Source organism: Pseudooctadecabacter sp. (genome assembly GCF_020627745.1).
Classification (GTDB): Bacteria; Pseudomonadota; Alphaproteobacteria; order Rhodobacterales; family Rhodobacteraceae; genus Octadecabacter.
The window spans coordinates 64,935-78,533 of record NZ_JAHDGE010000006.1; the positions used below are offsets into that span (position 1 = coordinate 64,935).

Consider the following 13,599-nt stretch of genomic DNA (forward strand, 5'->3'; position numbering starts at 1 on the left):
CGGTGCTAGAGCCCCGCAGCAACCGCCGCAACGCCCAGATACGCAAACAAGATAAACAAGGAAAAAATTCGCATTCAGCTGCCCTCCTGACGCATTAACACCGGTTCGGGCGAAAAGGTTCAGGGGAATAACAAAAAGAATTGCCCCGAACCTTCTGGTTGTAAAATCGGCTGCGATTTTGGCGGATTAGGCATTGGCAAGCGCCGGCAAACGCGGGACTAATGTGCGGCAACGCCCGCCCATGCCAAGGAGATTTGCAATGACAGACGACGCCGACCGCCACGCGATGAAGATGGCCAAGAAGAAGGCCGCGCGCGACAAGATCATGGCAACGAAGACCGACAAGAAAGGTCTGATCATTGTCCACACTGGCAAGGGCAAAGGTAAATCCTCTGCCGCCTTCGGGATGATTTTCCGCCACATCGCCCACGGGATGAAATGTGCTGTTGTGCAGTTCATCAAAGGGGGGATGTCCACCGGCGAACGTGATCTGATCTTGGACAAATTCTCGAATGAATGCGCGTTTCATACCATGGGCGAAGGGTTCACTTGGGAAACGCAGGACAAAACGCGCGACACAGAGATGGCCATGGCGGCATGGGAAAAGGCCAAGGAACTGATCCGCGATGACGGCAATTCGATGGTCCTTCTGGATGAGATCAACATCGCGATCCGCTACGATTATGTTCCCATCGCCGAGGTTGTGCAGTTTCTGGCTGAAGAAAAGCCCGACATGACCCATGTGGTTCTGACGGGGCGCAACGCGCATGAAGATCTGATCGAAATTGCCGATCTGGTGACGGAGATGGAACTGGTCAAACATCCCTTCCGGTCCGGGATCAAGGCGCAGATTGGCGTGGAATACTAGGGAACCGTTGACCTGTCCTGTCAGTTGTTTGCCTGAACTTTCAGGAGAGCAGAGATGAGCAAGGACCGCGAACAGGTTTGGGACGAATGGCGTGATCTGGTGAATATGGCGCCGCAGGAGTTGGACGACTGGCTGGATACGGACGAGAGCAAGTCGGTCGGCGACACCGAGGATGGCGAAAGCACCGGTCATAAGTCGGGGCGGCGGATCGTGAAGATCAAGCGCACCAACAAGGACGATCTGAGCGACGATCAGTGGTCGCACATGGGCAAGGTTGTGGGCTATATCAAACGGCATACGTCGCAGGGCGGACCTGACGAGGATGTGGAAACGTCGGCCTGGCGGTATTCCCTGATGAACTGGGGGCACGACCCCCTGAAAGAGGACGGCTAAAATTCGCGAATTTTGGCGTGGCGTGGAGGACAGGATGGCAACACGGCTGTTGACGGAATTCGGGATGGGCACATCACTGCGCAGGCGCGATTACACGCAGGCCGCGCGCCGTGCGTTGCAGGATGCGCTGTGGCACAACTCGATCAATCTGGCGGAACTTTACGGCAAGCCGAAAGAGGCCATGCAGATCACCGTTGAGATCGGCGTGCAGCGCCCCGAAGCCGTCGACACAGACGCCTTGCGTGACATCTTCCCTTACGGGCAACTGAACTTTTCGGTCGTCGAAGGCGGGCTGGATGTGCCGCGCCCTGATGGGGAACCCACGGTCATCGCCAATGTCGCCCTGTCCGTCGCGTTGGAGTTGAATACATGAGCGATCAGCGGTTCATCATCGAAATGGGCATGGGCAATGACCTGTATGGTCAGGATTACACCAAGGCCGCCGCGCGCGCGATTGAGGACGCCTTGCGCCATTCCTCGCTCCCCCTGTTTGAGGCCACAGGCCTGTCCCATGATGCCATGCGGGTGCAGGTGACTGTGGGCGTTCAGGACCCGGAGGCAGTCGATTGCGCAGCATTGGCCGCTAAGCTCCCCCGTGGGCGGGCCGAGGTGCAGGCCGTCAAAGGCGGCCTGAACGTGACCAATCCGGACAATGGCACTGTGATCGTCATAGCCTCTGCCGCAGTTGAGGCGTTTTTGCCGTTTCAGGGCTAGAACGGGTTTAGCACCCATGTCAGGATTTCGGGCAAAGGAGATTTGCCATGCCTGATGACGTTCGTATCCCCAATGATCTGGACAGTTTCTGGATGCCGTTCACACCGAGCCGCGCCTTTCAGGATGCGCCGCGTTTGATCCACAAAGCCGACGGCGTGCGCTATGTGACCGTCGACGGAGCCGAGAAATTTGACGGCACGGGCGGACTGTGGTGTTGCAACGCGGGCCACAACCATCCGCGCATTGTAGAGGCGATCCAGCGGCAAGCGGCCGATCTGGATTTCGCCCATAACTTTGGCCAAGGCCATCCGATTGCGTTTGAGGCGGCGGCACGAGTTGTCGATCTGGCGCCCGGCATGGATCACGTGTTTTTCACAAACTCCGGGTCCGAGGCCGTGGATACCGCGCTGAAGATCGCGCTGGCCTATCACGCCGCACGCGGGGACGGCGGGCGGCGGATGTTGGTGGGGCGCGAAAAGGCTTATCACGGGATCAATTTTGGCGGGCTCAGCGTGGGCGGGATCGGCTTGAACAAGGGGCAGTTTGGCACGCTCTATCCCTCCACCGCGCATTTGCGGCACACTTGGTTAGAAGAAAACCACTTCAGCCGTGGGATGCCAGAGCATGGCGCGCATCTGGCCGAGGATTTGCAACGGCTGTGCGATCTGCACGGCGGGCACACGATTGCGGCGGTCATTGTAGAGCCCGTGTCCGGGGCGGGCGGGGTCTTTCCACCGCCCATTGGATACCTCGAACGGCTGCGCGAGATTTGTGACGCCCACGGGATTTTGCTGATCTTTGATGAGGTCATCACCGGCTTTGGCCGTATGGGCACGCCCTTTGCCTATGAGGCCTTCGATGTGCAGCCCGATCTGGTGACCTGCGCAAAGGGCATGACCAACGCCACAGTGCCTATGGGCGGCGTGTTGGCGACCGGCGCTGTGCGTGAGGCCTTCCGTCAGGCCCCCAGCAAAATGCCCGATCTGTTTCATGGCTACACCTATTCAGGCCACCCCTTGGCGTCCGCCGCCTGTATCGCCACGCTGGATGTCTATCGGGACGAGGATATCTTCGGCAACGCCGCGCGGATGGCATCCCCGTGGGAGGAGATGTTGCACGGGCTGGCCGATATCGACGCTGTGGTCGACGTGCGCAACTGCGGGATCATCGGTGCGGTGCAACTGCGTCAAAGCGGTGCGGTGGGCGATGCGGGACGTGCCGCCCATGCGGCCCTCTGGGATGCGGGACTGATCGTGCGACCCATCGGGGACGCGCTGGCCCTGTCCCCTCCGCTGACGATCACGCAAGACCATGTGGATGAGGTCGGCGCAAAGTTGCGATCTGTGCTGGCGGGGTAATGACGGGGCGCTGCCCCCGTCGCCTTCGGCGCCTCCCCCGGAGTATTGAGGGCAAAACGAAACCTCAGGCCTTGGCGAGCCCCGAAAGCGTGAGCGCGGGGGACAGGGCGTCTTCGTCAACGTGCAAGTCGATGACAGCGAAACTGCCGCTGGCGCGGGCGCGGTCGAAGGCCAGGGCAAAATCGGCGGTTGTTGTCACTGTTTCGCCGTGGCCGCCATAGGCACGCGCGAGGGCTGCGAAGTCGGGGTTGGCCAGCATCGTGCCGGAGACGCGACCGGGATAGGTCTTTTCCTGATGCATGCGGATTGTGCCGTAGCGGCCGTTGTTAACAACGATCACGATGGGTGTCGCGCTATGCTGCGCGGCGGTAGAGAGTTCGTTCAGCGTCATTTGAAAGCAGCCATCCCCGGCAAGGCAAACGACGGTCTTGTCAGGGTATTCGAGCGAGGCGGATATCGCTGCGGGAAAGCCGTAGCCCATGGAACCGGACGTGGGGGCCAGTTGCGTGCCGTGGGTTTTATACGTGAAATAGCGGTGCAGCCAGGCGGCGTAGTTGCCTGCCCCGTTGGTCACGATTGCGTCCTCGGGCAGGATTTCAGACAGGTGCTTGATGACCTGTTCCAGCTTGGCCTCACCCGGTGAGTTTTGCGGGGTCGTCCATGCGTCGTAGTCGGCGCGGGCAGAGGTGATCCACGCGCGTCGGTCGGGGATGTCCGTGGACCGGACCGTTTGCAGCAGCGCGGGGATGGCGCGGGGGGCGGTTTCGACCCAGCCGTGGGTCGCACCATAGACGCGCCCGATTTCGGCGACGTCGGGATGGATATGCAGGACGGTCTTTCGCGGGTCCGCAGGATCGACAAGGGTGTAGCCCTGCGTGTCGATGTCGCCAAAGCGCGTGCCGATCAGCACCAGACAATCGGCGGCGCGGATACGGTCGGCCAGTCGAGGGTTGATACCGACGTTCAGATCACCTGCGTAGTGACTGTGCCGGTTGTCCACATAATCCTGACGGCGAAAGGAGGTAATGACGGGGGCTTGGGCGGCCTCGGCCAGTTGGGCTGCCGCACGGGCTGTCGTGAGGTCCCAATGGGGGCCGCCCACGACAATAAGGGGGCGTTCAGCCTGAGCCAGCGCCATGGCGAAGGGGGCCGCGCTGTCGGGGCTGCCTGCCATGTCCGGCACAACAACGCCCGTGAAATCAGCCACATCTGCCTGCGCGCTGAGCATGTTTTCCGGCAGCGCCAGCACCACCGGGCCGGGCCGTCCGGTCTGGGCCACGCGGAAGGCGCGGGCGATGTATTCGGGCAGGCGGTCCGTGTGATCGACCTGCGCGACCCATTTCACAAGGCCGCCAAACAGCGCCTTGTAATCCACCTCCTGAAAGGTTTCGCGATCAGTGTGGCGGTTGTCGATCTGGCCCACAAATAGCACCATCGGTGTGCTGTCCTGCTGGGCGATGTGCAGCCCGGCGGAGGCATTGGTGGCACCGGGGCCACGGGTCACAAAGGCCACGCCGGGCTGGCCGGTCATTTTGCCATAGGCCTCAGCCATCATCGCTACGCCGCCCTCCTGACGGCCTACGATATTGTCGATGCCTGCGTCGTAAAGCCCGTCGAGGGCGGCCAGAAAACTTTCCCCCGGCACGCTGAAGACCCGACGCACGCCGAGTTTCACCAGCTGATCCACCAGAATTTGTCCGCCGTGTCGCATGTTGTGGCCTTTCCTGCTGGTCTGCACCTTTGCGCACTGGCCGCGCGGGGGAAAGCCCCTAGGTTACTGCGGGACAATCGAACGGAGGGATCATGTCCTATCTTCTTGGCATTTCAGGCTCGCTGCGCGGGGAATCTACAAACACCAAACTGATCCGTGCGGCAGCAAAGGTGTATGGCGGCGCGTTTCACGAGGGTCATCTTCGGATGCCGCTTTATGACGGTGATCTGGAAGAGGCAGAGGGTATTCCCGCACCGGTCCAGACGCTGTCGGATCAGATCAAGGGTGCCGAAGCTGTGATCATCTCTACCCCAGAATACAACAAATCCCTGTCCGGGGTTCTGAAAAACGCGTTGGACTGGGTCAGCCGGACGGACGGCAGCCCGTGGAAGGACAAGCCGGTTGCCATCATGTCGGCCACAGCCGGGCGCGCGGGCGGCGAGCGTGCACAATATGCGTTGCGGCTGTGCATGGTGCCGTTCGGCACGCGGATCATCCAGACGCCGGAGGTTCTTGTTGCGGCGAGCGGTCAGCAATTCGACGATGCCGGCGATCTGACCGGCGAGATGAACATCAAGACGGTGACCAACCTGATGGAGGCATTGAAGGCCGAGGTCGCGCGCGGCTAGTGCTTGCATGAGGGGTGTCTTTTCGCCAGCCTGAGGGCATGAAAGACGGCGTCACAACACTGACCGACGTGATGGATCCCGCCCGTGCGCGGGCCTTGCAGGCAACTTTGGGCCTTCGGGTGACGGCTGACACAGGGGGCGCTCTGCCCCCGTTCTTTCACCACATCTATTTCTGGGACCCCCAGCCCCCCGGTGCCCTTGGTCGTGACGGCCATCCGGCGGTGGGGGATTTCATGCCCGACGTGGGACTACCACGCCGGATGTGGGCCGCCGGACGTTTGCTGTTTCACGCACCGGTGCTGGCGGGAATACAGGCCGAGAAGCGCAGCGTGATTGACGGGGTGACACGCAAGGCCGGCCGGTCGGGGCCGTTGGCCTTTGTGCGCGTCCGCCATGATATTTGGCAACGGGGCGCGGTCGTGCTGACGGAATGGCAAGATCTGGTGTACCGTGAAGAGGGTGGGAGCGCCGGTGTCGCGCCCGATGCGCGTGTCGACGAGACCCACCGCGAGGAGGCACATTTCGACAGCACGCTTTTGTTTCGGTATTCCGCGCTGACGTTCAACGGGCACCGCATCCATTATGACGCGGATTATGCCCGCGAGGTTGAAGGCTATGACGGCCTGGTCAGCCACGGGCCATTGTTGGCCCAGCGGTTGATGCTGATGGGCGAGAGGATGCTGGCGCGGCCTTTGACGGACGTAACCTATCGTGCGACATCGCCCCTGACACTGCCCCGGTCGGCCACCTTGTGTTGGGCCGATGGCACCGCATGGGTGCGCGACCCTGACGGGGTGCAATGCATGATTGCGCAGATACGCTAGAGGCTGCGGTCGGGTGCAAAATCCTCTGGGATCAGGTTTTCGCCGGTGGTGATCAAGTGCGCGAGCTGTTCGGCAGCAAGGGGTGCCATGCCGAAGCCGATCTTGAAGCCTCCGTTGGCGATGAAGTCCCCTTGGCGGAACGGGTGACGGCCCAGCATGGGTGCGCGCGTTCGGGCGCGGGGGCGGACACCGGCCCAGCGGATGAGTTCGGGGGCATCACGCAGCACAGGCATCAGGGCGCGGGCCTTGTCGAGCAGCGCATCGCACTGGGTATCCGTCGCAGTACCATCGTCGAAGTCGCGTTCTGTGGTGGACCCGATGGCTGTGGTCCCGTCGCCGTGGGGGATGATATGCAACCCGTCGATGAATACCTGCGGGGCATCGCGTGCATCGTGTGCCAGCAGTACGGCCTGACCTTTGATGCCCGCGCCCACAAGGCGGGTATGGCGCGCTGTCAGGTCTGCCAGACCCTCGTGACCGGTGGCCCAGACAGTGGGGCCGCCGTGGCGGATGTCACCGGTGCTGATCTCACCCCCTTTGGCGCAGACCGCGGCGGCCAAGGCATCGCAGGCCTGACGGGGATGGATACGGGCGGACAGGGTGTCATGGACCCACAGGCCGGACGCGGAGGGCGGCGCGAAATCGCCCGGCTGGTCGGTGACCTGCCAGCGGGCGCGGCCCTGCCATAGGGTGTCTGCCCCCTTGGCGCGGTCCTTGGCCAACGCAACCCCCGCCTCGGCCAGAGGTTGCACCCGTCCCGTGCGGGCATATCCCGGATCGCACCCGCCGCAGGCTGCGACATCGGCCCACCAATCGTCGGCCATCAACAGGCTTTCCAGTTGAAATGCTTTTTTCGGGTTCCATTGTTCGGGAACATGGGGGGCAAGCGCGCCCACGATCCCGCCGGATGCGCCGGAGGCAACGCCGTTGGGGTCGATCACCTGAACACAAAGCCCACGTTTCAGCAGGGCCCAGGCCGTGGCCAGACCAAACACCCCTGCCCCGCGCACTGTCACGTCTGGCATTGCCATTGCCGCCCCCTGCTTTCATGGTCTGGGCGAGACATAGGACACAAAGACATGACAAACCAGCGGGCAGATCTGGACTGGCGCGAGGGCGGCGTGCCGGTGTCGCGCCAGTTCGACGACCCTTACTTTTCCCTTGATGACGGCGTGGCAGAAACGCGGCACGTGTTTCTGGCTGGCAACGATCTGCCCACGCGGTTCAGGGGCGGCTTTCATGTGGCCGAATTGGGCTTTGGCACGGGTTTGAACTTTCTGGTGACATTGGCCGCGTGGCGGACGTCGGGCGTGCCGGGACGGTTGCAGTTCACCAGCTTTGAGGCCTTCCCCATGCGCGTTTCAGAGATGGTCGAGGCTTTGTCCGCGCATGACGGGCTTCCGGTTGAGGTGTTTGCGATTGAGGATGATGTGATCCCCGCGCGCCTAAGCGGGCCCGACTACGACCTGCATGTGGTCTATGGCGATGCGCGGGACACTTTGGCGATCTGGAACGGTATGGCGGATGCGTGGTTTCTGGACGGATTTTCGCCTGCCAAGAACCCCGAACTTTGGGGCGATCCGCTGCTGGCCGAGGTGGGTGCGCATACCGTGACGGGTGGCACCTGTGCGACTTACACTGCCGCCGGTTTTGTGCGGCGCGGGCTTGAGGCGGCGGGGTTCGACATCATGCGGACCCCCGGTTTCGGGCGCAAAAGGCACATGACCCGTGGGGTCAAACGATGAAGGGCGACCGGTTGGGCATCTGGCTGATGGTGGCCACGACCTTTGTCTTCGCGGTGCAGGACGGGATCAGCCGCCATCTGGCAGGCGAATACAACGTGCTGATGATCGTGGCGATCCGGTACTGGTTCTTTGCCGCCTTCGTTATTGCGATTGCGCGGCGGCAGGCGGGGTCCATCCGTGCGGCAGCGGCCACGTCGCAGCCGTTGGTGCAGGGATTTCGGGGGCTGCTTTTGGCGGCTGAGATTTGCGTCATGGTCTGGGCCTTTGTGTTGTTGGGTCTGGTGGAGGCGCACGCGGTCTTTACGTGCTATCCACTGTTGGTGGCCGCCTTGTCCGGTCCGGTGTTGGGCGAACGCGTGGGCTGGCGACGTTGGGCGGCGATTGGCGTAGGGTTTGTGGGGGTTCTGATTATTCTGCAACCGGGGATCGCTGTCTTCAGTCCGGCGGCGGCGGTGCCATTATTGGCGGCGTTCATGTTTGCGCTGTACGGGCTGTTGACGCGCTACGTGGCGCGACGCGACAGCACCGCGACGTCGTTCTTTTGGACAGGTGTGACGGGTGCCGTGATGATGACCCCGTTGGGTCTTTGGGCGTGGGAGCCGATGATCCGCACAGATTGGGTCTGGATGGGTGCGCTGTGTATCACCGGCGCGTCTGGTCATTGGTTGTTGATCAAGACCTATGAGGTGGCGGAGGCCAGTTCGGTGCAGCCTTTTGCCTATCTGCAACTGGTTTTCGCCAGCGCCATCGGACTGGTGATCTTCGGTGAGGTGCTGGCCCTGAACGTCGCTATCGGTGCGGGGCTGGTTGTTGCGGCGGGGTTGTTTACCCTGTGGCGCGCCCAAAAGGCGGCCTGATCGTCTATTCGCCCGCGCGTGCCACCGGTCGCACCGGGGCCGGGCCCGACGGGGCCGGAGGCGCATCGGGCGTCCGGTCGGATAGCGGCACGGACACCGGCGCCGGAGAGGGTTCTGGTTGGGGTGTCGACGCGGGGTCGGAAACGGGTTCAATGACGGGATCAGAGAGGTCAGGCTGTGCCTGCCGTGCCGGTCTGTCCGGACGCGCCACGGGACGGATCAAGGGGACTTCTCCGATCAGAAGGTCGGTGAACCGAACGGGGCCTGTGCCCCCCGTCAGACGCGCGCGGTAGACAGGGATCCCTTCGGTCACGCGCATGACGTAATTGCGGGTCTCGCGGAACGGGATGTGTTCGATCCAGTCGACAATATCGACCCGGTCACCGCCGCTGACGGTGCGACGCGGATCGCCTCGGTCCTCCATCCAGGTGCGGGGCCGTCCGGGGCCTGCGTTGTATCCGGCCGCGATCATCACGGGGCTGTTCCCGAAAAGCCGCGTCAGATAAGCGAGGTATTCGGACCCCAGGGCCACGTTGTACTGCCAGTCCGTCGTCAGCCGACCCCTGTTGTAGGGCAGATCGAGCCAACCGGCCACGTCGCTGGCCGTTCCCGGCATCAGTTGCATCAATCCCAGCGCGCCGACAGAACTGCCCGCATCGAGCCGGAATTCGGATTCCTGCCGTGCAATGGACAAGGCAAGGGCCGGTTCAACCGGAAGGTCGAGGCCAGCCATGGGGTGGATGGGAAAATAGACGTCGTGCACGACGGTGCCTTCGCGCACGGCGGTCTTGGCGGCGAGGACAGTGTAGAACGGTTCGTCGAGATCCATAAGCATCTCGCCCAGTTGGCCAAGGTCCTGTCGCGACATATCCGCCGCTGCATCGCGGATGAACAAGACGGCAGACCCGCGTTCACCCGCATCCAAAAGGGCCAGTCCGGCCCGCACCAGATCGTTTTGCAAAACGCGCCCCGTGCGCCAATCGCCAAAATCGTCGCCGCCCGCCAGATCCGGATCCAGCGTCAGCCCAAGACGTTCTGCCGACAACAGCCCGTAGAAAGATGTTTGATGCTGCGCACCGGCCTGAAAGGATGCCACCGCGGCCTCTGCATTGCCGAGCCCCTCGTGGGCGCGGCCCAGCCAGTAGCCCGCGCGGCCCTTGGATATGGGAGACGTCACAGAGGCATCGAACGCCTCAAAATGGCGCAAGGCGCGTTCAAAATCGCGCTGGTAGGTCAGCGCGATGTATCCGGCGAGCCATTCAAGATCGGAATAATTCGCCTCTTCGGGGTCGATAAAGTGGTTTGCGGCCATGGCATAGGCGCGATCCACGTTGCCTTCGCGCATCTGCCAGCGGGCCAGCGTGCGCCGCCAGGACCCCCAGCGCCACGGCACGCCCAGCGCTTCAGCCGAGGTGGATTGGGCCAGCAGCAGTTCTGACGCATTCGTCCAGTCGCTGCGGTCCGCCAGCCAGTTGAAGCGGTCATAGGCCAGCCCCGGATCGGACCGGAGCCGTTCGGGCACAAGGGCGCGCCGGTCTTCAAGATCGCCCGCCTTGGTGATGTAGCCGATGCGCGCGCGCACCAGTGCGGCGGTGCCTTCGTCCAGCAGCGGCAAAACATTAAGGGCATCCGAAGTACGCCAGCGCCACAGTAGCATATCGGCGCGCGCGTCATGCAACGGGGCCACCACATCGGGATAGGCGTCAAGAATTGTCTGGAAGCCGAAGCGCGTCAGGCCGGATGTCGTCCAGACTGCGGCAAGCATCGTTTCGGCCTCCGTCCGGCGACCGGCCCGGATCAGCGCGCCTGCATAGGCCGCAGCACCTTCGCCGGTTTCGACGTCATGACCATCAAAAAACGTCAGAATGTCGATGTCGGAGACATTTGCATTAATCCGCCGTTCAGCCGCCGCGCGGATGCGTGACAGACCGGGCCAGTCAGGGCGGCTGGCCAGAAAGTCCATGTAGGTTTCAAACGGCACGCCGGTTGTATCGTCGTCCCGCAGGTAAAGCCATTGCACCACATCGCGTTCAAGCGGGTCGATTTCCGGTTCGACAGAGAAGACGGCGTCACCGTCGCCGGACCGGAGCTGCGCAACAGCCTCGAAAAATTCCGGGGACGAGACGGGCTGGCCCGATGTGGGGCTGCCCAAAAGGGCCATGGCCGCCACGAGGGACGGGCCGAATTTTCTGAACATCTGGTCGCCTCCTGCTCCGGATGACTGGACGCCGCGCGGGGCGGGTGCTGTTGTGGTTACAACAAATCTAAGTCGACTTGAGCGGGCTACAACTCACAAACTTGGCAAAGGCGGAAAACCCCGTTAGGGGACGTGGGATTCACGGGCACTGCCCCCCAACTGAAAGGATGCGTATCATGCTGAAGGGTTCTCTCCCCGCTTTGGTGACGCCGTTCAAGGACGGCCAGTTGGATCTTGATACGCTGAAAAAACTGGTGGAGTGGCATATCGAACAGGGCAGTCATGGTCTGGTGCCGGTGGGCACGACCGGCGAAAGCCCGACCCTGACCCATGCGGAACACGATCTGGTGGTTGAAACGGTGGTCAAGGCCGCTGCGGGGCGTATCCCCGTGGTCGCTGGTGCGGGGTCAAACAACACCGCGGAAACCGTGCGTCTGGTGAAGGCGGCCAAGGTCGCCGGGGCCGACGCGGCGTTGGTCGTGACGCCCTACTACAACAAGCCCACCCAGCGCGGGTTGATCGCGCATTTTACCGCCGCCGCCGACTGCGGGTTGCCGATTGTGATTTACAACATTCCAGGCCGGTCTGTTGTCGACATGACGCCCGAGACGATGGGCGTTCTGGCGCAGCACGAGAACATCCTTGGCGTCAAGGATGCCACCGGTGATCTGGCGCGGGTGCCCAACCAACGGCTGAGTTGCGGCACGGACTTTGTCCAGCTGTCGGGCGAGGACCCCACTGCCATCGGGTTCAATGCCCAAGGCGGGGTGGGCTGTATTTCGGTGACGGCCAATGTTGCGCCCGCCCTGTGCGCGCAAATGCAGGAGGCCACTTTGGCCGGCGATTACCCCGCCGCGCTGGCGCTGAACGACCGGTTGATGCCGCTGCACAAGGCGATCTTTACAGAACCGGGGCTGGTTGGTGCGAAATACGGGATGTCCCTTCTGGGCCTGTGTTCGGACGAGGTGCGTTCGCCCCTTACAGGTCTGGAAGACAGCACCAAAACCAAGATGCGCGATGCCATGGTTCATGCGGGCCTGTTGAACTAGCCCGCTTTGCCGGATTTGAGCCATTCCGGCGACCATTCCACATCACAGCTGCCCACAAAGGTGGCGACACGTTCGATTTCAGCCGCGAGTGCTGCGACGCGCGCTTTGCCCATGCGGATGCCCTGTTCGGGCCAGAAGGCCGTGACCAGAGTGCGATCACCGTCGCGTCTGGTGTCGATGCGGCCAATGATGCGATCCCCCTGCATCACGGGGAAAACGTAGTAGCCATACTGGCGTTTTGGCGCGGGCACGAAAATTTCGATGCGGTAGCGAAAGCCCCAAAGGCGTTCGGCACGTTTGCGGTCGCGCAGGGCGGGATCGAAGGGGGAGAGAAGCCGCACCCGTGCGTTCGGCTCTGGCGGGGCGCTATTGAGTATTTCCGGCAAAACGAAGCAGCGGCGGAGCGTGCCATCGTGAGACTGGATGTCCGCCTCGATGATGGTTCGGGAGGTGAGCGCACGGGCGCACCATGCCTTGGCCTGTGCGGGGGTGGCGATGGCGTAAAAGGCCGCCAGTTCGCCGGAGGTCGCAAAACCCAAGCGGTCGAGGGCCGTGCGGCAGGCCCAGTCGACCATCTCCTCCTGCGGCACGCGGGCGTTGAGGTGTTCGGGGGGAATAACCCGTTCGGTCAGGTCATAGTATTTGCGAAACCCGCGCCGGTGGCAGACGGAAAGGTCGCCCGAGCGCCAGAGGTATTCGAGGGCGGTTTTGGACGGGTGCCAATCCCACCAGCCGCCTGATGTCCGGTCTTCGTTTTCGCCGACATCCATGGAGGAACAGGCACCGGCGTCTGCGATTTGCCGCATTACCGCGTCGAGTTGGTCGCGAAACCCGTCGCGTCGCCATGCATCCCATTTGGCATCCATGTGCGCTTTGTCCCGCGCGAATTTGTGCCGCCAGACGGGAAAGCGGGTCATGGGGATAACGGAGGCATCGTGCGTCCAGTGTTCAAACGCACCGCGTGTCTTCATCAGACGGGGCAGGTTCGGGGGACGGTATTGCTGCCGGCGCGACCACAGGATCAGGTCATGCGCGCGGGCCAGTGTGTTGACGCTGTCGACCTGCACGAACCCGAGATCGTCGATGACCTGTTGAAGGTCGGCGCCCTTGCCCGGCCCGCTGCGGGGGCCCAGCAAAAGGTGTCGGTCCAGAAACAGGCGGCGCGCTGTTTGATTGTCGATCAGGGGGCGGGTCATGGGCATCCTTGGCGTGGTTTCAGGCATGCTACGGGTTGCCGCGCCCTATGCCATCCCC

General features: G+C 62.7%; 14 protein-coding genes. 10 read left to right on the forward strand and 4 right to left on the reverse strand.

All coding sequences use genetic code 11. The annotated features are described in order from the left end of the window. Window positions 1–259: 259 nt before the first annotated feature. The 5 genes from cobO to QZ653_RS04555 are packed head-to-tail and all read left to right on the forward strand — an operon-like array spanning window position 260 to window position 3,333. Complete coding sequence (gene cobO / locus QZ653_RS04535) at window positions 260–868, forward strand: cob(I)yrinic acid a,c-diamide adenosyltransferase (protein WP_296418004.1); 609 nt, start codon at window positions 260–262, stop codon at window positions 866–868. Between the two features lie 54 nt (window positions 869–922). Continuing rightward, window positions 923–1,261: a DUF3140 domain-containing protein gene (locus QZ653_RS04540; RefSeq protein ID WP_296418006.1), complete on the forward strand. Its 339-nt coding sequence runs from the start codon at window positions 923–925 to the stop codon at window positions 1,259–1,261. Between the two features lie 34 nt (window positions 1,262–1,295). Next, the gene (locus tag QZ653_RS04545; protein WP_296418008.1) at window positions 1,296–1,634 is read left to right on the forward strand and encodes a Lin0512 family protein; all 339 of its coding nucleotides are present in this window, start codon (window positions 1,296–1,298) and stop codon (window positions 1,632–1,634) included. Further along, window positions 1,631–1,975, forward strand: a complete 345-nt coding sequence (locus tag QZ653_RS04550) for a Lin0512 family protein (RefSeq protein ID WP_296418009.1) — start codon at window positions 1,631–1,633, stop codon at window positions 1,973–1,975. Before QZ653_RS04545 ends, QZ653_RS04550 begins: the two co-directional genes overlap by 4 nt. Window positions 1,976–2,022: 47 nt before the next feature. Further along, complete coding sequence (locus QZ653_RS04555) at window positions 2,023–3,333, forward strand: aminotransferase class III-fold pyridoxal phosphate-dependent enzyme (protein WP_296418011.1); 1,311 nt, start codon at window positions 2,023–2,025, stop codon at window positions 3,331–3,333. Window positions 3,334–3,397: 64 nt separating this feature from the next. Here the strand turns inward: QZ653_RS04555 and QZ653_RS04560 are convergent, their stop codons facing one another. After that, window positions 3,398–5,044 carry a thiamine pyrophosphate-binding protein gene (locus QZ653_RS04560; protein ID WP_296418013.1) on the reverse strand — a complete coding sequence of 549 codons (1,647 nt, stop codon included), beginning with the start codon at window positions 5,042–5,044 and terminating at the stop codon, window positions 3,398–3,400. A gap of 92 nt (window positions 5,045–5,136) precedes the next feature. Between QZ653_RS04560 and QZ653_RS04565 the strand changes: the two genes are divergently transcribed. Both QZ653_RS04565 and QZ653_RS04570 read left to right on the forward strand, forming a co-directional pair. Beyond that, window positions 5,137–5,673: an NADPH-dependent FMN reductase gene (locus QZ653_RS04565; RefSeq protein ID WP_296418014.1), complete on the forward strand. Its 537-nt coding sequence runs from the start codon at window positions 5,137–5,139 to the stop codon at window positions 5,671–5,673. Window positions 5,674–5,711: 38 nt separating this feature from the next. Continuing rightward, window positions 5,712–6,497 (forward strand): MaoC family dehydratase N-terminal domain-containing protein, encoded by a 786-nt coding sequence (locus QZ653_RS04570; protein ID WP_296418016.1) that lies wholly within the window; start codon window positions 5,712–5,714, stop codon window positions 6,495–6,497. On the opposite strand, the gene QZ653_RS04575 is transcribed toward QZ653_RS04570, so the two are convergent. Continuing rightward, the gene (locus tag QZ653_RS04575) at window positions 6,494–7,528 is read right to left on the reverse strand and encodes an NAD(P)/FAD-dependent oxidoreductase (RefSeq protein WP_296418018.1); all 1,035 of its coding nucleotides are present in this window, start codon (window positions 7,526–7,528) and stop codon (window positions 6,494–6,496) included. The two genes, QZ653_RS04570 and QZ653_RS04575, sit on opposite strands and share 4 nt — an antisense overlap. A gap of 48 nt (window positions 7,529–7,576) precedes the next feature. On the opposite strand from QZ653_RS04575, the gene mnmD reads away from it, so the two are divergent. Together mnmD and QZ653_RS04585 are read left to right on the forward strand one after the other, a co-directional pair. Then, window positions 7,577–8,242, forward strand: a complete 666-nt coding sequence (mnmD, locus tag QZ653_RS04580) for a tRNA (5-methylaminomethyl-2-thiouridine)(34)-methyltransferase MnmD (RefSeq protein WP_296418019.1) — start codon at window positions 7,577–7,579, stop codon at window positions 8,240–8,242. After that, a complete protein-coding gene (locus QZ653_RS04585; RefSeq protein WP_296418021.1) occupies window positions 8,239–9,099 on the forward strand; it encodes a DMT family transporter in 861 nt (286 codons plus the stop codon). The genes mnmD and QZ653_RS04585 overlap by 4 nt, the downstream gene beginning before the upstream one ends. A 4-nt stretch (window positions 9,100–9,103) precedes the next feature. On the opposite strand, the gene QZ653_RS04590 is transcribed toward QZ653_RS04585, so the two are convergent. Continuing rightward, on the reverse strand, window positions 9,104–11,296 hold the full coding sequence (locus QZ653_RS04590; RefSeq protein WP_296418023.1) for a transglycosylase SLT domain-containing protein: 2,193 nt from the start codon (window positions 11,294–11,296) through the stop codon (window positions 9,104–9,106). A gap of 176 nt (window positions 11,297–11,472) precedes the next feature. Here QZ653_RS04590 and dapA point away from each other — a divergent pair, with 176 nt between their 5' ends. After that, window positions 11,473–12,345, forward strand: a complete 873-nt coding sequence (gene dapA, locus QZ653_RS04595) for a 4-hydroxy-tetrahydrodipicolinate synthase (RefSeq protein ID WP_296418025.1) — start codon at window positions 11,473–11,475, stop codon at window positions 12,343–12,345. On the opposite strand, the gene QZ653_RS04600 is transcribed toward dapA, so the two are convergent. Beyond that, window positions 12,342–13,541: a winged helix-turn-helix domain-containing protein gene (locus tag QZ653_RS04600; RefSeq protein WP_296418026.1), complete on the reverse strand. Its 1,200-nt coding sequence runs from the start codon at window positions 13,539–13,541 to the stop codon at window positions 12,342–12,344. The two genes, dapA and QZ653_RS04600, sit on opposite strands and share 4 nt — an antisense overlap. Window positions 13,542–13,599 lie beyond the last annotated feature (58 nt).

Bases quoted from the DNA above. Each gene is read 5' to 3' on its own strand.
- cobO (WP_296418004.1), top strand. From the start codon at position 260: ATGACAGACGACGCCGACCGCCACGCGATGAAGATGGCCAAGAAGAAG.
- QZ653_RS04540 (WP_296418006.1), top strand. From the start codon at position 923: ATGAGCAAGGACCGCGAACAGGTTTGGGACGAATGGCGTGATCTGGTG.
- QZ653_RS04545 (WP_296418008.1), top strand. From the start codon at position 1,296: ATGGCAACACGGCTGTTGACGGAATTCGGGATGGGCACATCACTGCGC.
- QZ653_RS04550 (WP_296418009.1), top strand. From the start codon at position 1,631: ATGAGCGATCAGCGGTTCATCATCGAAATGGGCATGGGCAATGACCTG.
- QZ653_RS04555 (WP_296418011.1), top strand. From the start codon at position 2,023: ATGCCTGATGACGTTCGTATCCCCAATGATCTGGACAGTTTCTGGATG.
- QZ653_RS04560 (WP_296418013.1), bottom strand. From the start codon at position 5,044: ATGCGACACGGCGGACAAATTCTGGTGGATCAGCTGGTGAAACTCGGC.
- QZ653_RS04565 (WP_296418014.1), top strand. From the start codon at position 5,137: ATGTCCTATCTTCTTGGCATTTCAGGCTCGCTGCGCGGGGAATCTACA.
- QZ653_RS04570 (WP_296418016.1), top strand. From the start codon at position 5,712: ATGAAAGACGGCGTCACAACACTGACCGACGTGATGGATCCCGCCCGT.
- QZ653_RS04575 (WP_296418018.1), bottom strand. From the start codon at position 7,528: ATGGCAATGCCAGACGTGACAGTGCGCGGGGCAGGGGTGTTTGGTCTG.
- mnmD (WP_296418019.1), top strand. From the start codon at position 7,577: ATGACAAACCAGCGGGCAGATCTGGACTGGCGCGAGGGCGGCGTGCCG.
- QZ653_RS04585 (WP_296418021.1), top strand. From the start codon at position 8,239: ATGAAGGGCGACCGGTTGGGCATCTGGCTGATGGTGGCCACGACCTTT.
- QZ653_RS04590 (WP_296418023.1), bottom strand. From the start codon at position 11,296: ATGTTCAGAAAATTCGGCCCGTCCCTCGTGGCGGCCATGGCCCTTTTG.
- dapA (WP_296418025.1), top strand. From the start codon at position 11,473: ATGCTGAAGGGTTCTCTCCCCGCTTTGGTGACGCCGTTCAAGGACGGC.
- QZ653_RS04600 (WP_296418026.1), bottom strand. From the start codon at position 13,541: ATGACCCGCCCCCTGATCGACAATCAAACAGCGCGCCGCCTGTTTCTG.